Genomic DNA, 16,569 nt, shown 5'->3' on the forward strand with positions numbered 1-16,569 from the left:
TTGCATTGGCAATAGTATACACACATTTCCCACGCACTATGACCCAGTTCACCGTTTCAGGGAAAATATTTCACTTAATTCCCGAAACCACCCCGTTACAGAACCACCCGTCAAAAACACAGAAAAGTCCCGCAGTACCCCGCCTCTGAGGCGGAATACCGCGGGACTTCACCCTTCCGGGGCCCTATACCGGCGCCTCCGAAAATTCAGAAACTACCGAATAAGAATCCAGAAAATTAACCTGTGGTTTTAGTTCTGCCAACCCACATTGACCCAGCGCTTGGGGTCGGAGTAGCTGGTTGCGAAGAGGGAAGGACCGTAGTTAGCCAGCTTCTCCTTCACAGCTGCATAGCTGGGGCCGTTGCCGTAGGGGAAGTAAATAGCAACCTTCTCCATGTGCTGCTTCTCAGCCTCAGCAGCCATCTTCAGCTGCTCATCGTGAGATTCCTTCTCGTAGATGGACGCGATGAACTTATCCAGTTCAGGATCGCCCACACCCTCGTTGATTTCGCTGGTGTAGAAGTACTGAACACTGTCTGCGGGGTCAGCACCAATACCCCAACCGGAGAAGGCGCAGTCGTACTGCTTGGAGCCCATCACGGAGTTGAACTGGGACTGCGGCTGGTTGTCCTGCTCGAGCTTAATACCTGCTGCCTTGAGCTGCTGCTCAAGGTTCTGGAACTGAGCCAGGGAGGTTGCATCCGAACCGAAGTAGGTGATGGAGAAGCCAGCGGTCTTGCCGTCCTTGGCGTAGTAGTCGCCGGACTTGGAGTAGCCCGCTGCTTCCAGGATCTTTGCCGCAGCCTCGGGGCCGGGGTTGGTGGGCATAGCGTCCTGGTAGCCCTTCTGGAAGGGCATAGCGATCATGGAGCCGGTCAGAGGCTCTTCCCAGTTGATCTGGCCGAACTTGACCTTAGCCAGCTGGGAGCGGTCAACCGCGGCGAAGACTGCACGGCGCAGGGCGGTGTCGGTCACGCGGGTCGGGTTGAACTGCAGGTTAATCACGCCAACGCTCTGGCCGGAGCGAATCTGAACACCGGGCTGACCCTTGACAGCGTTGTAGGTTGCCAGGCCAGCAAAGCCGATGCTGTCCAGCTCGCCGTTCTTGAACGCTGCGCGCTCTGCCTCGTCGCCCATTTCGCGCCAGATGATGCGGTCCAGCAGCGGCTTCTCGCCCCACCACTTGTCGTTGGGTACGAGGGTGAGGGTCTTAGCCGAAGAGTTCCACTCGCCGATCTTGAAGGGGCCGGACCAGTACTGATCCATGGGCTTGTTCACGAAGCCGTTGTTGAAGAGCTCCTTGTCGGTCAGTGCGGGGTGCACACCGAGCAGGCCGAGGGTTTCGGCGGGGTACAGGGGCTTGGACATGACGATCTTGACGCGGGTCTTGTCGCCGTCCACAGGGTCGATGGATGCTACCTGCTGCCAGAAGGGAGCGGGGGTAACGTTGTAGCCGTCCTCAGGATTGCGGTAGACGGTCCATGCGGCGCGGATTGCCTCAATGTCAACGGGGGTGCCGTCGTTGAAGACAGCCTTAGAGTTGAGCTTGAAGGTAATGGTCTGCACGCCGTCGACGGTCTCAGCCTTGTAATCAGAGACGTAGTCATCATTGAGGCTGTATTCGCCAGCGGGGCTCAGGGAGGTGAAACCGATAGCGGAGGGGATGTTGCAGGGGCCACCGAACGCGGTGAGGTTCTCGGTGGTGTAGCCGCTCTGGGTCAGAATGTTGAAGTTCGGGCCGATTGCGGAGACGCTAGCACGGAACTCACCACCCTGCTTGAGGGAGGAGCGGTCCTGCTTATTGATTTGGAGGTTCTTGACGATTTCCTCGGTGCTCGAAGCAGCCTTGCCGTTAATCTTCTTGTCCGAGCCGCCGCCGCAGGCAGCAAGCAGGCCGACGGTGCCCAGGGCAACGGTGCCGGTCAGCAGGGTACGGCGGTTAATACGTAGATGAGTCATGTGTTCTCCTCATGCCGGAGGGCTCGGGTGCGTATCGCGTGGCGCACGGTGTTGTGCACCAACTTATCCAGTGGCAACGAAGCCCCTGCCGACAACCCTTGTGAGAGCCCCCACATTTTTCGTGATTGAAACACAGTATACCCCCAAAAGAAGCGGCGCAGGCCACACTCCACTCCTTATAAGAACCGTACAGTGTATAAAAATGGCATATATGGCACCCTCAGTCCGCATGATTTCGCGAAACCTGTGCATAAAAACTAAAAAATAAAATATTATGTCGCATTGGCGTGCGAGCGCGTCACCGCCAATGGACTGAGAATCGTTACAGGTTAAAAGCACATCGATGGGTAGCCAAAGCGCCCTGCACCTTCCAAAAGAAAAAGCTCCCCACCCCCATACGACACTGCGAAAACGCATAGGGGCGGGGAGCTTAAAACTGCGGCTTATGCCATCCAGCCGACCGAAGACCAATCGGTGGTCTTGAAGAGGAACGCACCGTAGTTAGCGAGCTTCGGGCGGCATGCCTTGAAGTCCGGACCATTGAGGAACGGGATGAAGAGGCAAACCTCGCTCATGTGCTTCTTCTCAATCTCGTTGCACTTCTCGGCGCGCTTGGCATCGTCGAGGATGGTGACCATCTCGTCGACCATAGCGTCAATTTCGGGGGTGCCGACGCCGTTCCAGTTCTTGGAGTGGTAGAAGTACTCGGCAGCGCTGGTCGGCTCGGAGGTCACGCCGAAGCCCGAAATGCTCACGTCGTACTCTCGGTTACCAACAACCTTCGAGAATTCGGACTGCGCACGCGAATCGAGCTCAAAGTTAATGCCGATTTCCTTCATGCTCTGAATGAAGGTCTGTGCCTGGCCCTTGGTGGTGGCGTCATCACCGAAGGTGGTCAGCTTCAGGGTGATGGTCTTGCCGTCCTTCGCGTAGAAGTCGCCAGACTTGGTGTAGCCTGCCTTCTCCAGGACCTTGCGTGCTTCCTCCGGGTTACGTGCCGGGTAGTTGTCACGGTAGTACTGGGAGGAACTCAGCAGAAGCATCGAGCCGGGAACTTCTTCTTCGTAGGGCAGACCCTGGAAGCGGATCTTTGCCAGAGCACCACGGTCGATACCCAGGAAGATTGCCTTACGCACGGCAGCATCAGTGATATGCTGTGCGTTCAGGTTCATGCCGCCGGCGAAGAGGCGGCGACCGCGGCGGATTTCGGAGTTCGCGACGTCCTTCATCTCGTTGTAGGCGCTGAGGGTACGTGATTCCACGACGTCCAGTTCGCCGTTCTTATAGGCGGCGCGAGCTGCAGCGTCTGCCATTTCACGCACGACGATGCGGTCCAGCTTGGGCTTGTCACCCCACCACTTGTCGTTGGGCACAGCGGTGAAGGTCTTCTCGGAGGAGTTCCAGCCGTTGGGTGCCAGGGTGAAGGGGCCGCAACCGAGCTCGGGGTGGGGGTTGTCCACGAAACCTTCATTGAAGAGGTTTACGTCAAGCATTGCCGGGTGCAGGATTCCAGTGAAGAGCAGACCCTTGACGGGGTTGTGTGCGGTCTTGAAGACAACGCGTGCGTGGTAGCGGTCGCCATCGATAGCTTCAACGCTTTCGATGAACTCGTAGATACCTGCTGCGGCAATCTTGTATTCACCCTCGGGGTCACGCTGGATCTGCCAGGTTGCCTTGAGTGCATCGATGTCGATGGGGGTGCCGTCATTGAAGGCTGCCTTGGGGTTCAGGCGAACCTCGGCGGTGATCTTGCCGTCTACCTCCTTAGCTTCGAAGCCGAGGCAGTAGTTGGGGTCGAGCTCGTCTTCACCCTTGAAGGTGCTGCGCCAGATGCCGGCACCGGCGATAATGCCCATGGTTTCGGAGACGGAGACGCTGGAGCCGTTCTGGGAGAAGCGGTTGAAGTCCGGGCCCAGGGAGTAGGTGTTCAGGTTCAGGGTACCGCCCTGCTTGAGCTTCGAGGGATCCTGCTCGTTGATTTCGTAGAACGGGGTTTCGCTTGCCTTGTGCTCGGTCTTGGAGGAGGATGAGCCACAAGCGCTCAGTACGCCGGCAGCAGCGACGGCGGTTGCGCCACCGAACAGTACGCGGCGGCTCATGATCGGGTTGAATCCGGAGAGGGAGGGGATGGGGTGGGGGCTCATGACGGGCTCCTTGTGGGTGTGGACTGCGTTGATGCAGTGTTTGCAGTGTAGAGTGGGTGGCTCGCATGCTCTGGAGGCGGGGTTTCCGCCTATAGGAGCGTCTGCCATCTGCGGTGATGGGCGGGCAGGTCAAGCCATGCAAAATAATGTGACCTAAAGCTATGTTCTAAGCCACATTTAATATTTTTAGTAGTGTACACCACACACATCACTACAAGTGTGCAACACGATAAATATTTCTTAATTATTACGCCCGACCCTAAGACACCGAACCTAAATCCATGTCGGCACAACCCCACCACCCTTCACGCAGTGCCCCCTCCCCCACCTCCAGAAATAGCCAGCGGGCACAGCAAAGCGGGCCGAATGTGCACATACACATTCGACCCGCTCACGAGACAGGCGTCTTTTAGGAGTTCATCCAGCCCACAGCAGTCCAGTCGGTCGACTTGTAAAGACTCGGGCCGTAGTTAGCCAGGGTCTTCTTAACCATCACGAAGTCAGGACCATTCGTAATGGTACCCAGGAAGGCGAACTCAGCCATGTGCTTCTTCTCAATCTCGTTGCAGGCAAGGTTACGTTCCTTGTCGTCTTCCATGAGAGTCATGGCATCAATGAGGGCGTCAATTTCCTTGCTACCGATACCATCATTGTTCTCGGAGTAGTAGAACTGCTTGGTACCCGCGGTTGCATCCGGGCTAGAGACCGAGTAGCCGCTGAAGGAAATATCGTAGTCCCAGTTGCCCAGAATGGTGGCGAACTCACTATCGGCGTGCTGATCAATCCGGATCTCGATACCGATATCCTTCATCTGCTGAGTGAAGGTCTGAGCCTTACCCTTGGTGGTCGGGTCATCACCGAAGACCACAACGGCGCAGCCAGCCTTTACGCCATACTTCTCGTAGTAGTCGCCGTTCTTGGTGTAGCCGGCGGCCTCCAGAATCTTCTGCGCCTCCGAAACACTGTTATTCGGGGTCGGGTAAGAATCCTGGTAGTAGGGCGAGAAGGGCATGTGAATCATCGAACCGGGGATGGTTTCCTCGTAGGGCAGACCCTGGAACTGAATCTTCGCGAGTGCTTCACGGTTGGTGCCAACGAAGATTGCCTTACGCAGGGCAGCATCCTTGACGCGGCGGGGATTGATATCCAGGCCACCGGCGTAGAGGCGGGTGCCCTTACGCAGTTCGGTACCCGCAATGTTCTTCACCTCGGCATAGGTGGAGGAGGTGCTTGCACCGATAGCGTCAATTTCGTCATTCTTGAACGCGGCACGTGCAGCGCTGGACTCCATCTGGGTAAAGATAATCTTGTCCAGCAGGGGCTTGGCACCCCACCACTTGTCGTTGGGCACGACACTGAAGGTCTTCGCGGTGGAGTCCCAGCCCTTATCCGCCAGGGTAAAGGGGCCAGCCCAGTACTCGGGGTGGGGTGCATCCACGAAGCCGTTGTTGAAGAGCTCGACATCCTCCAGGGCGGGGTGCAGAATCTCGGAGAAGAGGCTCTGCAGCGGATAGAAGGGCTTGGAGAAAGTGACGATTGCACTGTAGTCATCTTCGCCCTTTTCTACAGATTCAACGAATTCGTAGATGCCGCTGGTGACAATGTTGTAGCCATTATCCAGGCTCTTGAAGATGTTCCAGGTGGACTGGAGCGCCTTGTAGGTGATGGGGGTGCCATCGTTGAAGACAGCCTTGGGGTTGAGCTTGACGGCAACCTGAACCTTGTCGCCCTTCTTGCTGTGCTCGAAGGAGACAGCAAAGTCGGTGTTCAGCTTGTAAGTGCCATCAAAGTCGAGGTTCCACATGCCAGCCTGGCTGATGGTGCTCATAACGTTGACGTTATCGCTGGTGTTACCGCTCTGGGTGTAGAAGTTGAAGTTCGGACCGATGGATCCGGCGGGCAGGCGCAGGGTGCCGCCCTTCTTCAGGCTGTTCACGTCCTGGGCGTTGATGTTGTAGAGGTCTTCGATATTGGCACCGGCGCCGGCGGCCTTGGTCTTTTCAGAGCTTGCGCTGCCGTTGCCGCAGGCGCTGAGCAGACCTACAGCTCCCAGAGCCGCGGTGCCGCCAATGAGGGCGCGGCGGCTGAAGCTGTTCTTGGTCGCTTCGTGGCTACTCGCGGTGTATGCGGTGTGGGCGGTCATGGGAGTGGTTTCCTTCTGTCTTGCGTGGGCGGGTGTATCCCGTATCCCCGAAGTGTTGATTATTTATGCAGAGCACTGCATAACTTTGTATGACTCCACTGTAGCGCGCCCCAGGATCGAAAACCAAGCATTTTTACAATATTTCTTAATATTTATCGTGTCTTTTGGATATTCATACTATGAATATCCTGTTTTTGCGCGAATTTTTCGGATTTTGCCGGATAGCTATACCATCACTCCCCCACATAGGTACACAAAAGCACCCAAAGCCCCCTCCAGAAATGCAAAAAGTGTCCACCCGGATAATCCGGGTGGACACTTTCAATAGCTCTAGGCTATTCACCTAGGAGGTGAAGGGATGAGGACTTACTTAGCCCAACCAACCTTCTCCCAGTGAATGCCGGTGCCCTGGAAGAGGGACACGCCGTAGTTGCGCAGACCCTTCTTCACGAACTTGTACTCGGGGCCGTTCATGAGCGGAATCAGCACTGCGAACTCAGCCAGGTGCTTCTTCTCGATCTCATTGCAAGCCTGGTTGCGTTCCTTGTCGTCAGCAATGAGCTTCATCTTTGCGATCATCTCATTGATCTCATCGGAACCAGCTTCCTCAGGCTTACGGCGCATGTAGAACTGCTCGGTAGCCTCGGTAGCATCCGGGGAGGTCGGAGCGAAACCGGAGGAGGTTGCGTCGTAATCCTTGGATGCCATGGTCTTGTTAAACTCGCTAACAGCACGGGAGTCGAGCTCAGCATTAATACCTACGGACTTCAGCTGCTGAACCAGGGTCTGACCGACAGCCTTGGCAGTGGGGTCCTCACCGAAGATGGAGAACTTGAAGGCAGCCTGCTTGCCGTCCTTCTCGTAGAACTCACCGTTCTTGGTGTAGCCTGCCTCTTCCAGAATCTTGGATGCTGCAGTAGCATCGTTGTTCGGGGTCGGGTAGTCGTCCTGGTAGTACTCGGTGAAGGGCATATGAATAACCGAGTTGGGGAGCTTCTCTTCGTAATCCAGACCCTGGAAACGAACCTTAGCGAGAGCCTCACGGTTCAGACCAACAACCACAGCGCGACGCAGAGCAACATCCTGCATGCGGGCGGGGTTCATGGTCAGACCGCCGGCGAAGAGGCGAGCACCGCGACGAATCTCGGTGTTAGCAACTTCCTTGAGCTCCTTGTATGCAGAAGCGGTGGTAGCGCCAATCGCGTCAAGCTCATCGTTCTTGAATGCCGCGCGCTCAGCAGCGGTATCCATCTGACGGAAGACGATGCGCTCCAGAACGGGCTTCTCGCCCCACCACTTCTCATTGCGGGTCAGGGTCAGGGTCTTCTCGGTGGAGTTCCAGCCACCTTCAGCAATGGTGAAGGGGCCAACCCAGTACTCGGGGTGCGGCTTGTCAACGAAACCAGTGTTGAAGAGTTCCTTGTCCAGCAGAGCCGGGTGCATAATGCCAGCGAAGAGGGTATCCAGCGGGTAGTAAGGTGCGGAGAAAGTTACCTTCACCTTGAAGTCATCACCGTCGCGCTCCACGGAAGCAATGCTGCTGTAGATGCCGCTGGTACCAATCTTGTAGCCGCCATCGGTGCTCTTGAGGACCTCCCAGGTAGCCTGCAGAGCCTTGTAGTCGATGGGGGTACCGTCGTTGAACTTAGCCTGGGGGTTCAGCTCAATGGAGACAACGGGCAGACCGTTTTCTTCGGAAACATCGAAGCTCTTCGCGAAATCGGGAGCCAGAGTGCGCTTACCCATGGGGTCACCCTGCCACAGGCCTGCGTAAGCCACGGGGCTCATAGCAGTCTGGGTGTACAGGGAGTTGCCGTCCGCGCTGAAAAGGTTGAAGTCCGGACCAATACCGGGAATAGCCAGGCGCAGAGTGCCGCCATCCTTCAGCTCAGATACAGCTGCCTCACCAAGGTCATAAAGCTCCTTGGCATCGGTGCCCACGGTTGCACCCTTGGTGGTTGCCTTGGAGTCCTTGGACGAGCCGCACGCAGCCAGTACGCCCACGGTACCCAGTGCTGCAGCGCCACCGAGAACGGTACGACGGTTCAGGATGAAATTCTTCTCCATGAGAGTGTCCTCTTATACGTTTGACCCTCAATAATCCTGCAGGAAAGCGTCAAGGATTCCCTGCTCATGCGCCGCAATAGGGTGCGGTGAGCGATGAATTAGTGCCGGTCTATGAATGTGTTCCTTGAGGTACGCCCCTAGCGGCGCACCCACAGGCTTAATTATGGCTTACTGCCAGCAGGAAAGCTCTTCCATAAATATTCATATCTTGAATGGTGAGAAAGGTTACGCCTAGTCAGTGCAGTTTTTCCTGTTTTCTTGGTGGTTTCAGTGCCTAGCGCCACATTCTGCGGCTCGCACCGTCTCACTAGGTGACAATCTCGAACAACGTACAGCCCACCGATACCGGGCATAAAAAACCCGAGGGGCGAATATTCAACGAATATTCGCCCCTCGGCACACATGCGACTTATTCAGCCGACTCTAGAGCTACACCGTAGCGGCCTCAGCCTCAGGGTAGTAGCAAGCATAACCGTGATCCTCACCCTCAACGGGGGTCAGCTCCGGCATCTCCTCCAGGCAACGACGCTTCTTGTCCTCAGGCAGCAGCTTGAAGACCGGGCAACGGCTCGAGAAGCCACAACCCTTAGGCGCGTTCACCGGAGTGGGCAGGTCGCCCTCAAGCATAATGCGGTGGCGCTTTGCCTCAACCTCGGGATCCGGAACCGGAATCGCCGAGAGCAGTGCACGGGTGTACGGGTGAATCGGGTTGTCGAACACCTGGTCGACGTCACCAATCTCAACAATACGACCCAGGTACATCACTGCAACGCGGTCGGATGCGTGGCGAATCACCGCGAGGTCGTGAGCAACCATCAGGTAGCTCAGGCCCAGGTTTGCACGCAGCTCCTCCAGCAGGTTGATCACACCAGCCTGGACGGACACGTCCAGTGCGGACACCGGCTCATCCAGAACCACGAGCTTGGGGTTCACGGCAAGCGCACGAGCAATACCGATACGCTGACGCTGACCACCAGAGAACTGGTTCGGGAAGCGGTTCACGTGGTCAGGCTGCAGACCCACAATGTGCATCAGCTCGATGACGCGCTTCTTGATGTCTGCCTTGTTCATGCCCTGGTTTTCCAGGGGCTCAGCAAGCACCTCGTAAACGGTGAAGCGCGGATCCAAAGCACCGGTGGGGTCCTGGAACACCATCTGCTGGTTCTTACGCAGCTCAAGAATCTCACCTGCGGACTTGCCGTCCTTGGTGGAGGTTCCGTTAATCAGAATCTCACCGTCGGTGTTCTTGTTGAACTCCATGATTTCCAGCAGGGTGGTGGTCTTACCACAACCGGACTCACCCACGATGGAGAAGCACTCGCCCTCACGAATATCGAAGGACAGGCCGTTCACAGCCTTCACAGTGCCCACGCGGCGCTTAATCAGCGCACCCTTCATGAGCGGGAAGTGCTTCTTGACGTTGCGGACCTCCAGGACGGGGGCACGCTCCTCACGCGGAATACCGTCGTACTTCGATACCGGGGGTTCCGGAACCGGGTACAGCTCGTCTGCGGTCTTACCGACCAGCTCCTGAGAGATGGTGCAGGAGGAGTAGTGGCCCTCGCCAACGCCTTCCAGCAGCTGCAGATCGGGCTCGCCGTTGGAGTCCTGGCAGCACTGGCCACCGCTCTTAGCGATGGGGCAACGCGGGCGGAAGGAGCACGCGGTCACCGGGTTAATCAGGTTCGGAGGGGTACCCTCAATCGGAACCAGGGAGACCTTCTCGGAACGGTCCACACGCGGGACCGCACCCAGCAGACCGATGGTGTACGGGTGGGAGGGATGCTTGTACAGGTCTTCTGCCTTCGCAATCTCCACCGGCTTACCGGCGTACATCACCAGAATGTCGTCAGCCATACCAGCCACAACACCGAGGTCGTGGGTAATCATGATGGTCGCTGCGCCGGTCTCTTCCTGGGCCTTCTGCATAACCTCCAACACCTGCGCCTGAATGGTCACATCCAGTGCGGTGGTGGGCTCATCGGCGATGAGCACGCGGGGGTCATTCGCAATCGCCATAGCGATCATGATGCGCTGACGCATACCACCGGAGAACTCGTGCGGGAAGGAACGCAGGCGGTCAGCCGGCGAAGGAATACCCACCATACGCATCAGTTCGATGGAACGGTCCTTGATAGCCTGCTTGCTCATGCCCTTGTTGTGGACCTTGAGCACCTCAGCAATCTGGTCACCAATGGTGTACACGGGGGTCAGCGAGGACAGCGGATCCTGGAAAATCATAGAGATTTCCTTGCCGCGGTATGCGCACATTTCCTTATCGCTCAGACCCAGCAGCTCGGTGCCGTTGTACTTAACCGAACCGGTGATGTCAGCGGTGGTCGGGTGCAGGCCCATGATCGCCATGGAAGCAACGGACTTACCGGAACCGGACTCACCCACAATACCCAGGGTCTTACCGGGGTACAGGTCAAAGTTCACACCGCGAACAGCGTGCACGACGCCATTCTCAGTGTTGAAGCGGACGTTGAGGTCCTTAACGCTCAGAACGGGAGAGGTACTCATTAGTTCTTCGCCTCCTTTGCAGCGGCAGCGGGTGCCTCTGCCTTCTCGTTCTTCTTGGACTTCTTGATCTTACCGACCGACATCGAAGTCGGGTCGAATGCGTCACGCAGACCGTCGTTCATGAGGGCCAGCGGACCAACCAGCAGGAAGAAGAACAGAACCGGGAACCAGAACATGTGCGGCAGGGTGTTAATCTGCTGCGAAGCATCCGAAATCAGCGAGCCCAGCGAGTAGTTGGGGTACTTAATACCGATGCCGATGAAGGAGTAAGCGACCTCAGAGAGCACAGCGCCCATGATGCCGCTGGTGAAGCTCAGAACCAGCAGGGAGCCAATGTTCGGAACCAGGTGGCGCATCACAATCTTGAAGGGGTGCACACCCATGTAGCGTGCAGCCTTCACGAAGTCGCGGTTGATGAGGGACTGCGCCATTGCACGAATAACACGGGCGTTACCCATCCAGCCGAAGGCAATCAGCACAGCGGAGAGCAGAACCCAGGTGGGGACGCTCTTCTGAATCTGCTTACCAACCTGACCGTTAATCAGAATTGCCAGAATCAGCAGCGAGGGAACCATGATCAGGGTCTCGAGGATGAACAGCATAATCTTGTCAATCCAGCCACCGAAGTACGCCATCACACAACCGTAAACTGCGGAGATGAACACAGTGGCCAAACCGACGACCACACCAATCTGGAGAGAGGTCCAGACGGCCTCAGACATCATGGCGAACACGTCATTACCCGCGATGGTGGTACCGAACCAGTGCTCGGCCGAGGGGCCTTCACCCAGCGCCATGTAGTCAATGTCGTTGGGCTTGTACTTGGTCAGGTACTTACCGAACAGACCCATGCCGATGAACACGCACAGACCGAAGACTGCAGCCTTGTTACGCAGGAAGCGGCGCAGAATAATAACGCTCTTGTTGATGACCTTGAAGTCACCGTTCTCCTGTACCACCGGTACGGAGGAAGTTGCAGTTACCTGACTCATGAGATCCTCACTCGGGGGTCGACGATGGTGGTAGCGATATCAGCGATGATCGCACCGACAGCGAACAGTGCAGAACCGTACGCGAGGGTCACGGTCGCAGCGTTCACGTCCTGCGCGGAAATGGAGTCAATCGACCACTTACCGATACCGGGCCATGCAAAGACGGTCTCGGCGAAGAATGCACCCGCAAAAATCATCGGAATCTGGTACGCGATGGACTGTGCCACGGGGATGAAGGAGACGCGCAGTGCGTGGCGAGTAATCGCCTGGTTACGGGTCAAGCCCTTAGCACGAGCGGTACGCACGAAGTCAGCGTTCACGTTATCGAGCAGGTACTGACGCTGTGCAATCTGGTAACCAGCCCAACCGAAGATGGTCATACAGAAGGTCGGCACGACGTAGTGCGCCGCCATATCCATGGTGATTTCCCAGAATCCGGTCAGACCCGGAGTCGAAATACCGGTCACATAGAAAATCTTCTCTCCACCATTAGCAACGGCGATGTTGTTGATAGTGGTCGCGCCCTGCTGCACCACGAAGTAAGCAACGGGAGCGGGGATGATGTAGACCAGGTAGGAGTAACCGGTGATAACACGGTCAGAGAACTTGTACTGGCGAGCTGCCGAGTACACACCCAGGGCAATACCAATCACAATCGAGAGAATGGTAGCCACCAGCAGCAGGCGGGTAGAAACCCACACGCGCTGGCCAAATTCCTGGTTAATGTACGCGCCGTTGGGGCTACGGCCCCAATCGAACTTGGTGACCACATTGGTCAGCCACTGAACGTAGCGGTCCCAGGGGTTCATTTCGGGATCGAGACCCAGGGATGCGAAGTTACGGTTCACCTGCTCGGGGCTAGGCTTCGGAACCTTTTCCTGCTCCAAGAGGGCAGGCTTCAGGGCAGTAACCGCTGCAAAGTAACCCATCGTGGTCGTAATAAAGACCATGACGAGGTACGTCAGCGATCGCTGGAGGATGTACCTAAACATGGGACGGTTCCCCTCCTTGTGTAGATGTCGGTGTTAAGGCATGTGTGTCATGCTGTCCTAGCGCACTGCTTCGTGATGACTGTCACTAGGAGCATATGTACTTTATCTTATATAGCCTGTAACACTTCCACCAAACCCACATTGGGCACTTTCACCCCTTAGAACAGCCTGTATGCAAGCTAAAAGGGAGCTGGGTAAAAAAATGCCCCGGAATACCGGGGAAAAGGGGCGGATTAACAATTTTTACGAAAATTTTACATCGGAAACAATTCTCTCGACATAGGGACGTAATAACCTTTTCGATAAGCGCTTTAATGGGGCAAAACACCACGTAAACCCACTATTTAAGGGACTAAACCAACACTTCCAACCCCTAAACCAAGCACTAAGGCACACCTCTTAAGCGCGCTATTTAAGGCAACTCAGCCAAAAACGGCGCCCCGGCACGAGCACACGATGAACTGCGCCCCGAAACTTGGACGCATTAAATAGTAACCCTTACACAGCTTCCAACAGGGCCTGATCCCGGTACTCCACCGGGGTCAGGCCCCTAAGCTTCACCTGGCGCCTTGCTGTGTTCCAATGCGTAATATAGGCGTCAAGGTCAGCTTTGAAACTCTCAAAAGTCAGCCAATCCTGCCCACGGAAAAACTCATCCTTAAGATGCCCAAAGACTTGCTCGGTGGCGCCATTATCAATGCAGTTGCCTTTACGCGACATACTCTGGATAAAACCGTTCTCAGCGAGCATACTGATGTAGGTCTCGTGCTGATACTGCCACCCCATATCCGAGTGCAAAATCGGCTTAGCTCCCTCGGGTTTGGCCTCCATGAGTACCTGAAGCATCTCTTGTTGCTGGACGAGATTGGGACACATCGAGATAGAGTGAGCAACAATCTCCTTGCTGGCAAAGTCATAAACCGGCGCCAGGTAGGCCTTACCGAAGGAAAGCTTAAACTCGGTAACATCGGTACCCAACTTCTGCCAAGGACCGGTCGCCGTGAAGTCGCGACCGATGATGTTCTCAAAACTTTGCCCCACGTCCCCCTTGTAAGAGTTGTACCTGCGGTAGGGCCTCTGGCGGCGTATACCGCAACGCAACCCCATCTGACGCATCATCTTCAAAACCGTCTTATCGGCGATACGCACCCCTTCCTCAGCGCGCAGACACATGGCCACCTGCCTGTGACCGCACCCGTTAGGGGTACGCGAAAAGATCTGGGCAACCTTGGCACGTAGCTGCACTCTGGTTGGCTGCTGGGGATGAGCCAACGCGTAGTAGTAGCTCGATTTGGCAAGGCCAGCCACCTCAAGGAGGTCGTACAGCTTGTGCCCGTGCCCTGAAAGCTCAGCGACCACTAGGGCTTTGTCCCGGTTTGGGAGCGCCTCTGCGCCTTCAGGGCAATCGATTTTTTTAGGTACGCCACCTGCGCCTCAAGCTTGCGCACACGCTCGGCAAGTTCCTCCTCACGCGTTAGCGGCACCGCCCGCACCGACCCCTTCGGCCTGCCCTTGGGCTTAGGCTTAAGCGCCTGCGCGCCGCCTTCACGGTACAGCCTGCACCACTGCTTCAACGGTGTAGCGCTTGCAATACCGAAGCGCATCATTGCTTCAGGCTTACTCATCCCACCGTCAACCACGGCCCTTGCTGCGGCGACCTTGGTCTCGTAGTCGTATCTGGCCTGCTTTACTCCCATGGCAAGAAGCCCGTCCTTCCCGATGACGCGGTACGTTTTCTGCCACTCTCTCACAGTCGCGGCAGACATACCAAGCTTCTTGGCGGTCAGACCATAGCCGAATCCTCTCTCGAACATTTGCGCTGCTTGCTCCCGGAGCAAACGATCATGCCTCATTCCCAGATTTATAGACATGAAAAGCCTCCCATTTCCTGGACTTCATTTTTGTTGTCCAAGAAACGGGAGGCAGTTCACGACTCGCACCGGGGCGCCGCTTATATAGGAAGGCAACGCCTCCGGCGCGCACCTTTTCGTTATCCCTCATTCTAAGAACGCGAGGAGCCGCCATCCTCCGAAGAACCCGCCTCAGGCGAAGCCTCCGAGCTCAACGACTCATCAATACGAGCACGAGCAGAGGCGTGCATGCTCTTCAGAGCCTCAGCATCCTTAGCCGCCATCTCCGGAGTAATCACCGGAATCGCACCGGTCGCCGCACGGGCAATATCAACAGCCGGCTCAGTCTCCAGGGTCGTCGCCAGCGCATCCTCACGAATGAAGAACAGAAGCAGCGTAGACACCAGGCCCAGCGGCACCAAGTACAGGAACAGCGGAATCAGAGCATCGTTATACGCATTCACAATGATGCCGTGCACCGGCTCCGGCAAAGACGCCACCAGCTCAGGAGTCAGAGACGAAGACGCATGGCTACCCGAAGACTGCAGCGCCTGCTGCGGCATACGCTCAGAAATCAGCGAGGTCAGACGCGAGGTGAACAGACCACCCACCAGCGAGGCACCCACAGTAGCACCCACCTGACGGAAGAAGTTATTCGACGCCGTCGCGGTACCAACCACGCTCACCGGGAACGCATTCTGAACAATCAGAGTCAAGAACTGCATAGACATACCCAGACCGGCACCCATCACCGCAAGGTATATACAGAACAGCCAGGTCGGAGTCTCAATAGTCACGGTCGACAACAGGAACAGGCCCAGCGCCACAATCGCGGTACCGCTCGTCACATAACGCTTATAGCGACCGGTCTTCGACACCACGCGACCCGTCACAATCGACACCACCAGCATGACACCCATCATCGGGATCATCAGCAGACCAGCCACCGTAGCGCTCACACCCAGCGCCATCTGCAGATAAGTCGGGATATACTCCACCGCACCGAACATTGCCACACCCAGCGCCAGCGAAGCACCCAGAGTCAGCAGGAAGTTACGGTTCTTGAACAGGTACATGGGCATAATCGGCTCAGCCGCACGGTTCTCCACCGGGATAAACACCAGCGCAGCAACCACCGAGAAAATCAGCAGACCAATAATCTGCGGCGAGGACCATTCGTACTGGTTGCCACCCCAAATTGTGGCAAGCACGAGCGCACTCGTACCCGCCATCAGAATCAGCGAACCAAGGTAGTCGATGCTGTGCTTCTCACGCTCACGGAACGGGCGGTGCGGCAGCAAGAAAATTACCGCAAGAATCGACAGAATAGCCAGCGGCAGGTTCAGCCAGAACGCCCAACGCCAACCCGGACCCTCAGTAATCCAGCCGCCAATCAGCGGACCAGCCACCGACGAGAACGCGAAAACGCCACCGATAATACCCATGTAGCGGCCTCGATCGCGCGGAGGAATCACATCAGCAATCACCGCCTGAGAAAGAATCATCAGGCCACCGCCACCCAGACCCTGCAGGCCACGAGCAAAAATCAGCCAGTTCATGCTCTGCGCAAGCGCGCCAACAATCGAACCCGCCATGAAAGAGACAATCGCAAAAATCAGGAAGGGCTTGCGTCCAAACTGGTCAGAAAGCTTGCCGTAGACCGGCATCGTAATCGTCGAAAGCAGGATGAAAATAGTAATCACCCAGCTCATGTGCTCCACGCCGTGAAGCTCACCCACAATCGTGGGCAGCGACGGCGCCAGAATCGTCTGGTTCAGCGAGGACATGAGCATCACAATGACCAGGCCCAGGAACATGGCGCGGATGCGGTTTTTACTTTCCTGCTTAGCCTCACCGGCTGGCGGCTGAGGTAGATTCTTTTCCTCTGTACTCATCGTT

Annotated in this window: 10 protein-coding genes; all 10 read right to left on the reverse strand. The window is 56.5% G+C overall.

Features of this window, described 5'->3' with window-relative positions:
• Positions 1 to 249: 249 nt before the first annotated feature.
• Positions 250 to 1,959 carry an ABC transporter family substrate-binding protein gene (locus LPB405_RS03675; RefSeq protein WP_219101935.1) on the reverse strand — a complete coding sequence of 570 codons (1,710 nt, stop codon included), beginning with the start codon at positions 1,957 to 1,959 and terminating at the stop codon, positions 250 to 252.
• A gap of 443 nt (positions 1,960 to 2,402) precedes the next feature.
• Entirely contained in the window at positions 2,403 to 4,103 is a 1,701-nt protein-coding gene (locus LPB405_RS03680; protein WP_219101936.1) for an ABC transporter family substrate-binding protein, read from the reverse strand.
• Between the two features lie 409 nt (positions 4,104 to 4,512).
• A complete protein-coding gene (locus LPB405_RS03685) occupies positions 4,513 to 6,246 on the reverse strand; it encodes an ABC transporter family substrate-binding protein (protein WP_219101937.1) in 1,734 nt (577 codons plus the stop codon).
• A 366-nt stretch (positions 6,247 to 6,612) separates the two neighbouring features.
• On the reverse strand, positions 6,613 to 8,313 hold the full coding sequence (locus LPB405_RS03690) for an ABC transporter family substrate-binding protein (protein ID WP_219101938.1): 1,701 nt from the start codon (positions 8,311 to 8,313) through the stop codon (positions 6,613 to 6,615).
• Between the two features lie 429 nt (positions 8,314 to 8,742).
• Positions 8,743 to 10,836, reverse strand: coding sequence for an ABC transporter ATP-binding protein (locus tag LPB405_RS03695; protein WP_049354458.1), 2,094 nt, complete (start codon positions 10,834 to 10,836; stop codon positions 8,743 to 8,745).
• Entirely contained in the window at positions 10,836 to 11,828 is a 993-nt protein-coding gene (locus LPB405_RS03700) for an ABC transporter permease (RefSeq protein WP_219101939.1), read from the reverse strand. Before LPB405_RS03700 ends, LPB405_RS03695 begins: the two co-directional genes overlap by 1 nt.
• A complete protein-coding gene (locus LPB405_RS03705) occupies positions 11,825 to 12,820 on the reverse strand; it encodes an ABC transporter permease (RefSeq protein WP_005507218.1) in 996 nt (331 codons plus the stop codon). The genes LPB405_RS03700 and LPB405_RS03705 overlap by 4 nt, the downstream gene beginning before the upstream one ends.
• Before the next feature lie 498 nt (positions 12,821 to 13,318).
• A complete protein-coding gene (locus tag LPB405_RS03710) occupies positions 13,319 to 14,179 on the reverse strand; it encodes an IS3 family transposase (RefSeq protein ID WP_219100477.1) in 861 nt (286 codons plus the stop codon).
• The gene (locus tag LPB405_RS03715) at positions 14,179 to 14,634 is read right to left on the reverse strand and encodes a helix-turn-helix domain-containing protein (RefSeq protein WP_257604854.1); all 456 of its coding nucleotides are present in this window, start codon (positions 14,632 to 14,634) and stop codon (positions 14,179 to 14,181) included. Before LPB405_RS03715 ends, LPB405_RS03710 begins: the two co-directional genes overlap by 1 nt.
• A 188-nt stretch (positions 14,635 to 14,822) precedes the next feature.
• Complete coding sequence (locus tag LPB405_RS03720; RefSeq protein WP_219101940.1) at positions 14,823 to 16,565, reverse strand: MDR family MFS transporter; 1,743 nt, start codon at positions 16,563 to 16,565, stop codon at positions 14,823 to 14,825.
• Between the last annotated feature and the right edge of the window lie 4 nt (positions 16,566 to 16,569).

It is taken from the genome of Rothia mucilaginosa, assembly GCF_019334805.1.
GTDB lineage: Bacteria > Actinomycetota > Actinomycetes > Actinomycetales > Micrococcaceae > Rothia > Rothia mucilaginosa_C.

Bases quoted from the DNA above. Each gene is read 5' to 3' on its own strand.
- LPB405_RS03715 (WP_257604854.1), bottom strand. From the start codon at position 14,634: ATGTTCGAGAGAGGATTCGGCTATGGTCTGACCGCCAAGAAGCTTGGT.
- LPB405_RS03690 (WP_219101938.1), bottom strand. From the start codon at position 8,313: ATGGAGAAGAATTTCATCCTGAACCGTCGTACCGTTCTCGGTGGCGCT.
- LPB405_RS03700 (WP_219101939.1), bottom strand. From the start codon at position 11,828: ATGAGTCAGGTAACTGCAACTTCCTCCGTACCGGTGGTACAGGAGAAC.
- LPB405_RS03685 (WP_219101937.1), bottom strand. From the start codon at position 6,246: ATGACCGCCCACACCGCATACACCGCGAGTAGCCACGAAGCGACCAAG.
- LPB405_RS03705 (WP_005507218.1), bottom strand. From the start codon at position 12,820: ATGTTTAGGTACATCCTCCAGCGATCGCTGACGTACCTCGTCATGGTC.
- LPB405_RS03720 (WP_219101940.1), bottom strand. From the start codon at position 16,565: ATGAGTACAGAGGAAAAGAATCTACCTCAGCCGCCAGCCGGTGAGGCT.
- LPB405_RS03675 (WP_219101935.1), bottom strand. From the start codon at position 1,959: ATGACTCATCTACGTATTAACCGCCGTACCCTGCTGACCGGCACCGTT.
- LPB405_RS03680 (WP_219101936.1), bottom strand. From the start codon at position 4,103: ATGAGCCCCCACCCCATCCCCTCCCTCTCCGGATTCAACCCGATCATG.
- LPB405_RS03695 (WP_049354458.1), bottom strand. From the start codon at position 10,836: ATGAGTACCTCTCCCGTTCTGAGCGTTAAGGACCTCAACGTCCGCTTC.